The sequence below is a fragment of the uncultured Ligilactobacillus sp. genome (assembly GCF_948826705.1).
In the GTDB taxonomy this organism is placed as follows: Bacteria; Bacillota; Bacilli; order Lactobacillales; family Lactobacillaceae; genus Ligilactobacillus.
The window spans coordinates 21929-28195 of sequence record NZ_CAQLEL010000033.1 but is presented as its reverse complement, the minus strand read 5'-3'; the positions used below and the strand labels follow the sequence as shown (position 1 = coordinate 28195).

Genomic DNA, 6267 nt, shown 5'->3' with positions numbered 1-6267 from the left:
ATGCCAGCTTCATTATTGATCTTAGTATTATGTGTGGGCATCAGTTATGTTGGTAATGTTGTACGGCGGGCTTTTGATGCTCGCCAGCGTCTAGGATAAGGAGTGGTCAAGTATGGGGAAAAAGCAACTATTTGTTCAAACATTAGCGTTATTGACTGTGCTAGCAGGAACTTTAGCTGTTCCAACGAGCAATGTTTTAGCCAAAGAAGTTTCATTAAAGCAGACATACGTCAATCACAAAAAAACTCTCAAAGGTGGGACTTTGAAGGTCGGTTACCCCTCTGATACTAGTTTTAAAGGGATCTTTATTTCTGAATTAGCGACTGATGGTCAAACAGATACTCTTTCGCAACCGGGTTGGCCTGGGATCTTTAAACAAGATAGAAACGGTAAGATAGTTCCTGGTGGTTTGGTGGATGTTTCATTTGATCGTAAAAATAAGACAGCTTTACTTACGGTCAGTGATAAAGCACGCTGGTCAGATGGGCATCCGTTGACATCTCGTGATCTAGCATTTGTTTACGAGATCGTCGCTAATAAAAACAGTACTTCAATATATTATGATGAAGACACTGAAACGATCGAAGGTATGAAAGAGTATCACGAAGGAAAGACTGACCAGATCACAGGTCTACAGCTAAAAGACGATAAACATCTCTTGATCCACTATACTGATATGACACCAGCAATGGAATATGCTGGCACAGGTTATTTGTGGAGCGATGCTCAACCGTATCATTATTTAAAAGATATCCCATTTGATAAGTTGGCTCAAAGTGATCAAGTGCGTAAGCACCCACTATCATACGGACCATATCAGATCAAAAAGATCGTTCAAGGTGAGTCGATCGAATGGGTCCCTAATAAATACTATGGAGGCAAAAAGGCAAAGTTAGCTAAATTAGTCGAAGAGATAGTACCAAATGCTCAAGTGGTCGAAACGATGCGTGCCCATAAATACGATGTCATCTTGCATGAATCAAACTCGACTTATGATAAAACTAAGAATCTTGGTAGTTATGTGGCGTTAGGAAGTTTGAATTATGGCTTTAGATATATGGGATTTCGGGTCGGAACAGTGGATGCCAATGGAACTAATGTTTTGGATAAAAAGTTAGTTACTAATGACCGAAGTTTACGTTTGGCATTAGCCTATGCAATGAATACTAAAGAGATCGTTAAAAAATATGGGCATGGCTTAGAAAGATGGGCTAATTCGATGGTCTCACCGGCATATGGGGACTATCACGCCAAAAATGTCAAACCATATTATCAGGACCTAAAAAAAGCCAACAAGTTACTCGATGATGCTGGCTTCAAGCGTGGAAAAGGTGGTTACCGCACTAAACCTAATGGTAAACCTTTGACGCTTAGAGTACTCACTTACGAGGCGGGGAAAGTGAATACTGCGATCATTGCTAACTACATGCAACTCTGGAAAAAACTCGGAGTGAGAACTAAGCTTGTCTCGGGTCGTCCTATGGAGTTCAACGCTTATTCAGAGCTACTCGAAGGAAATTCCGATAAGTTTGATATCTGGTTTGGGAGTTGGACTTTGAGTTCAGAGCCATCTGTTGCAGCAACAGCCGCATATAGTCCGCTGTCTTCTTTTAATCATGGGCATTTTGCAACTAAAGAAAACACTGAACTTCTACACTCGCTTAATTCACAAAGAGCATTCAACTCTAAGTATCGGATCGCCCAGATGCATAAATGGCAAGCTTACATGCACAAAGAAGCTTACGTTGTTCCTCTTGCTTACACTTATAACCTGACTGCTGTTGGAAAAAATGTCAAAGGGATGTCGGTCGATCCAAGTAAGAATTTGAGTCTTTGGGACGATGTTTGTTTAACAAAATAATGAGGGGGGGATAAAAAGTGAAGACTAAGAGATTTTTATGCCGTGTTGCAACCATGACCGTGGCTGGAATGTTATGTGTACAGGCACTACAACCTTTAACAGCACAAGCAGTTAAATTCCCAGAAGAATATGTAAATCACAAAAAAACGTTGAAAAATGCAACTTTACATGTAGGGTATATGTCAGATGAAGCTTTTAAAGGAGTATTTAATGCATTTTTTGAAACAGATTCTAAAACGCAACAGTTATCAACACCAGGTGAGACGAATCTGTTTAAAAACAATGCTAACGGAAAGTATGTCAAAGGTGGTTTTGCAGATGTCAAATTTGATAAAAATAAGCAAACTGCCCTGATAACGGTCAGTCCAAAAGCAAGATGGTCAGATGGGGAACCGGTGACTTCACGTGACGTAGCATTTAATTATGAGATGGTAGCTAACAAAGATAGTACCTCACCGTATTATACAGATGATTTGGAAAATATCGTTGGGATGAAAGAATATCATGAAGGAAAAGTGGATAAGATCTCAGGCTTGGAAGAAAAAGATAGCAAGCATTTACTGATCCATTTTAGAAAGATGACTCCTTCGATCGAATATATCGGTTCAGGTTATCTTTACGATAGCGCTCAACCATATCATTACCTAAAGGATGTACCTTTTGATCAAATGGCACAAAGTGATAAGGTACGTAAACATCCGCTATTTTTTGGGCCTTATAAGATCAAGAAGGTCGTTGAAGGTGAATCGATCGAATGGGTCCCAAATAAGTATTACGGTGGTCCTAAGCCTAAATTGGCTAAGATCGTAATGGAGATCGTACCTAGTGTTCAGGCAGTAGCTATGATGAGAACCCAAAAATATGATATTTTAATGAATTCTTCGGTCAACGTTTACAGAAGACTGAAAAAAGACAAAAACGTTGTCACATTGGGCTCGCTAGGAACAGATATAACTTATCTTGGATTTAAGATGGGACGGACTGATAAAAATGGAGCAAGTGTAATAGATAAATCATTTCCAATGAGCAACCGCGCTTTGCGTCAAGCAGTTGCGTATGCAATGAATGTTCGATCTGTGATCGATAGATTTGGGCATGGGGGGGTCAAGTGGGCTAATACAATGATCTCGCCAGCTTATGGCAGTTATCACGATAAAAATGTTAAAAACTTTGATCATAATATGAAAAAAGCTAATGAATTACTAGATGAGGCTGGATTTAAGCGAGGTAAAGATGGCTATCGAACATTGCCTAACGGTAAGAAACTGGTCCTAAGATTTCTAGCATCTAATGATGGGAAAGGAGGTGAGACTGTTCGATCAAATTATATGCAATTGTGGAAAAAGATCGGTTTAAATGTCAAATTATATGAAGGACGTGCACTTGACTATAATGATTTCTTAGAAGACCTATCAAGCAAAGATGACTTTGATCTTTGGACCGATAGTTGGAACTTACCACCAGAACCAACTGGCTTACCAAACCTTGCTTATACTGCAAGATCGAAATTCAACTATGGTCACTTTGTATCTAAGGAAAATAGTGAATTGATAGCTTCGCTAAATTCAGCACGTGCATATAATGAAAAGTATCGGATCGATCAAATGCATAAATGGCAACAATATGTAAGAAAAGAAGCATATGTTGTCCCGATCGCTTATACCTACAATCTAGAGACGATCAGTAAACGGGTCAAAGGGATGACGATCAGCAGTAATGATAAACGTTATAATGCTTGGGATAATGTGATGTTAACTAAGTAAGATGGAAATATTTCATGTTTCACGTGGAACAAATTATGCTAGAATTTGTGTAAAACGATTGGAATGAGAAACATGAAAATAATTATTTCTCCAGCAAAAAAGATGCAAGAAGCAACAGATGATTTTGAAGTTAGAAGTCGACCTCAGTATTTAGCTAAGACTGGTCAGCTATTTGACTGGTTGCAGAAATTGTCATATCCGCAGTTAAAAGCGATCTGGCAGTGTAGTGATAAATTGGCACAGCTGAATTATCAGCGCCTGCAAACGACTAAACTCGATCAAAATTTGACACCAGCTCTCTTCTCTTATGTAGGGCTTCAATATAGTTCAATGGCACCAGATCTATTAGAGAGGCCTGCCTTAGAATATTTAGCCCAAAATCTGCGGATCCTTTCTGGGTTGTATGGGATCTTAGCGCCATTTGACGGGATCATTCAATATCGATTAGAGATGGGAGCAAAGATCCAATGGACAGAATATCATGATCTGTACCACTTTTGGGGAGCTGATCTTTATACTGCACTCTATCAAGATGATGAGCCGGTGATCAACTTGGCGTCAAAAGAATATGCAAAAGCCGTTGAGCGTTATTTAACGCCAGCTGATGTATTTATAACGATCGAATTTAAAGAGTTTGATCAAAAACGGCAAAAATATGTTCAAAAAGCGACACATGCTAAGCAAGCACGGGGACAATTTGTGCGCTATTTAGCACAAAAGCAAGTGAGAACGTTAGAACAGCTCAAAGCTTTTAATGAACTGGGGTATCATTTTGCTAAAACTATATCGACAGAAAAAAAGTATGTCTTTTTAAAGGAATAGGTCTCAGCACCTAGTAAAAATAGTAAAGGGGAAAGATTGAGATGAATAAAAAATGGGTCGTAAAAAGTATCTTAGCACTAGCGACGACCGTTATGGTCTCGGGAACAGTTGGTAATAGTGTTTATGCTGCTAAATTACCACTAGAATATAATAATCATAAAAAACGAGTTAAAGGGGGAACTTTACATGTTGGTTATTCGTCAAGCGCCGTTTTTAAAGGAGTATTTTCTGATGTATTGAGTGTTGACGGTCCGACTGCTGATGTTTCACAATTTGGTGACTATAATCTATTTGATGTAAAGGATGATTATACATTTGCTAAAACAGGGTTAGCTACAGTTGATTTTGATTATGATAATAAAACAGCAACTGTTCACATAAAAAAACATGTGGGTTGGTCAGATGGACATCCCGTAGAAGCTAAGGATATGGAATATACTTATGAAGTAGTAGCAAATAAGGATATCAGTTACGGTAGCTACGATCAGATAAAAGATATCGTTGGGGTCGAAGAATATCATGAAGGGAAAGCTGACAAGATCTCAGGCTTAGAAGTCAAAGATGAAAGAACTCTGGTCTTACATTTTAAGGAAATGAGACCAGAAATGAAGTTCTTGGGTTCAGGATATATCATTGGTAAAGTGATGCCTTATCACTACTTAAAAGATATTCCGTTTGATAAATTGACCTCAAGTGAACAATTAACTAAAAAACCTATTTTTTATGGACCATTTAAGATCAAAAATATGGTCAAAGGTGAGTCTATCGAATGGGTCCCAAATAAGTATTATGGGGGCAAAAAGCCTAGTGTTTCTAAAATCGATATCGAAATGGTCTCACCCGGACATGCATCAGCAGCAATGCGGGCTAATAAGTATGATGTCTTATTGAATCAAACCCCAGAGATCTATAGTAAAGTACGAAAGTTATCTCAATATGAGGTCTTAGGGGAAAAAGAAAAGTATTATTCGTATGTTGGTTTTAAAGTTGGTCATTTCAAAAATGGTGTCAATGTGATGAATAGAAAGACACCAGTCCAAGACCGTGCTTTACGTCAAGCGATGGGCTATGCGCTCAATATGGAACAGATGGCAAAGAAATTTGGTTATGGTCTAAATTATCGTGCTAACACGATCGTACCAGATGCTTTTGGTAAGTATAATGATCATAATGCCAAGGGCTATCCATTGGATCTGAAAAAAGCTAATAAATTATTAGATAAAGCTGGTTATCGTATGCAAAAAGATGGCTATCGGACTTTACCAAATGGTAAAAAATTCACTTTGAAGTTATTAGCTCCAATGAGTTCAAGTAGTTCTGAGAATCGGACTGCGATCGATACTTACTTACAACAGTGGAAAAAGATCGGTGTCAAAGTTGAATTAAAAGATGATCGTCTTCAAGAATTCAACTCCTACATCGAACAGTTGACAAATGATGGTAATGGCTATGATGTTTGGCTCAGCGGTTGGAGCGTAACTAGCGCACCAATATCGAGTGTAGCTATGACGTATTCACAAAATAATCCTTATAACTTAGGACACTTTGTAACTAAGGAAAATACTGAATTGCTCAGTTCTTTGAGTTCAAAAGAAGCGTTCAATAGTAAATATCAACTTAAACAGTTTTATAAGTGGCAAGAATATATGAATAAGGAAGCTTATATCGTCCCAAGACAATTTCGCTATAATACCTACACTTTCTCCAAGAAATTGACCAATGTTTCTTTAAACGCTAAGAATGGTTACCACTTGTGGGAAAATGTTGCCTTCACTAAGTAAGGAAGTTAATACGAAAGCAGACTAAAATTGGTAGTATGAA

The 6267-nt window shown here is 38.2% G+C and carries 4 protein-coding genes and 1 pseudogene; all 5 read left to right on the top strand.

The annotated features are described in order from the left end of the window. Window positions 1–99: pseudogene (locus Q9Q35_RS01900) on the top strand (ABC transporter permease); the annotation flags it as partial. A gap of 13 nt (window positions 100–112) precedes the next feature. Beyond that, window positions 113–1861 carry an ABC transporter substrate-binding protein gene (locus tag Q9Q35_RS01895; protein WP_304651894.1) on the top strand — a complete coding sequence of 583 codons (1749 nt, stop codon included), beginning with the start codon at window positions 113–115 and terminating at the stop codon, window positions 1859–1861. Window positions 1862–1878: 17 nt separating this feature from the next. Next, window positions 1879–3624, top strand: a complete 1746-nt coding sequence (locus Q9Q35_RS01890) for an ABC transporter substrate-binding protein (protein ID WP_304651893.1) — start codon at window positions 1879–1881, stop codon at window positions 3622–3624. A 72-nt stretch (window positions 3625–3696) separates the two neighbouring features. Then, window positions 3697–4446, top strand: a complete 750-nt coding sequence (yaaA, locus tag Q9Q35_RS01885) for a peroxide stress protein YaaA (RefSeq protein ID WP_304651892.1) — start codon at window positions 3697–3699, stop codon at window positions 4444–4446. A gap of 41 nt (window positions 4447–4487) precedes the next feature. Continuing rightward, window positions 4488–6227: an ABC transporter substrate-binding protein gene (locus tag Q9Q35_RS01880; protein WP_304651891.1), complete on the top strand. Its 1740-nt coding sequence runs from the start codon at window positions 4488–4490 to the stop codon at window positions 6225–6227. Window positions 6228–6267: the final 40 nt, after the last annotated feature.

Bases quoted from the DNA above. Each gene is read 5' to 3' on its own strand.
- Q9Q35_RS01895 (WP_304651894.1), top strand. From the start codon at position 113: ATGGGGAAAAAGCAACTATTTGTTCAAACATTAGCGTTATTGACTGTG.
- yaaA (WP_304651892.1), top strand. From the start codon at position 3,697: ATGAAAATAATTATTTCTCCAGCAAAAAAGATGCAAGAAGCAACAGAT.
- Q9Q35_RS01880 (WP_304651891.1), top strand. From the start codon at position 4,488: ATGAATAAAAAATGGGTCGTAAAAAGTATCTTAGCACTAGCGACGACC.